At 55.6% G+C, this 1,349-nt stretch carries 2 protein-coding genes; both read left to right on the forward strand.

Annotation, left to right across the window (positions count from 1 at the left end; all coding sequences use genetic code 11):
• Positions 1–888, forward strand: an 888-nt coding sequence (porA, locus tag ACR0P9_RS12715; protein ID WP_432620707.1) for a pyruvate ferredoxin oxidoreductase, incomplete at its 5' end; no start/stop codon positions are given.
• A gap of 6 nt (positions 889–894) precedes the next feature.
• Positions 895–1,349: thiamine pyrophosphate-dependent enzyme (locus ACR0P9_RS12720; RefSeq protein WP_432620709.1), on the forward strand; the 455-nt coding region annotated here is incomplete at its 3' end.

The raw sequence follows: 1,349 nt of genomic DNA on the forward strand, positions 1-1,349 counted from the left end.
CGTCTGCCGATCACGCTGGCACTGGTAACTCGTGCCCTGACCGGCCCGATCAACATCAACAACGACCATTCCGATGCGATGGGTGCCCGCGATGCCGGCTGGATTCAGCTGTTCGCAGAGAACAACCAGGAGGCATACGACAACTACATCCAGTGTATGCCGATTAGTGAGAACCCAGACGTTCGCCTGCCGATCATGGCATGTCAGGACGGCTTCATCACCTCTCACGCGGTAGAAAACATCGAGCTGGAAACCGACGAGATGGTAAAGAACTTTGTCGGCACCTACAATCCGGAAAACTACCTGCTCAAGCATGAGAATCCGCTGGCTGTCGGCCCGTATGGCATCTCTCCGTACTACATGGAGGCAAAGGTTGCTCAGGCAAACGCCATGAAGAATGCCAAGAAGGTCATTCTGGAAGTCGGCAAGAAGTTCGGCGACATCACCGGTCGTTACTACGGCTTCTTTGAAGCATACAAGATGGAAGACGCAGAGACCGCTGTCGTTCTGATTGGCTCTTCTGCCGGTACCGCTCGCGAGACCGTTGACGAGCTGCGCGCACAGGGCCGCAAGGTCGGCATGATTAAGGTTCGTGTATTCCGTCCGTTCCCGTTTGAAGAAATTGCAGAGGCTCTGTCCGGCTGTAAGGCTGTCGCTGTTCTGGACAAGGATGAGAGCTTCTCCGCTGCTGGCGGCCCGCTGTTTGCAGAGACCCGCAGCGCGATGTATGATCTGGACAATCGTCCGAAGGCTATCAACTATGTATACGGTCTGGGCGGCAGAGACTTCCGCGTAGAGGACTGCACATACATCTTTGATGAGCTGGACAAGATCGTAGAGACTGGCAAGACCGGCGAGGTTTACCGCCACATCGGACAGAGGGAGTAATAGACCATGGCATATAGTTTGAAAGAACAGTTATCGAAAGAAGAGCGCTTTGTCGGCGGTCATCGTCTGTGTGCCGGCTGCGGCGCAGGCATCACCGTTCGCGCTGTCCTGCGTGCACTGGAGCCGGAGGACAAGGCAGTAATCACCAATGCAACCGGCTGTCTGGAGGTTTCTTCCTTCCTGTATCCGTACACCGCATACACGGACAGCTACATTCACTGTGCGTTTGAAAACGCAGCGGCTACCTGCGGCGGCGTAGAGGCAGCATACAATGTCCTCAAGCGCAAGGGTAAGATCCAGGACAACTTCAAGTTCATCACCTTCGGCGGCGACGGCGGCACCTATGACATCGGCTTCCAGTCCCTGTCCGGCGCGATGGAGCGCGGCCATGACATGGTATATGTCTGCTACGACAACGAAGCATACATGAACACCGGTATCCAGCGTTCCTCTTCCACCCC

This window comes from Butyricicoccus sp., assembly GCF_050872565.1.
In the GTDB taxonomy this organism is placed as follows: Bacteria; Bacillota; Clostridia; order Oscillospirales; family Butyricicoccaceae; genus Butyricicoccus_A.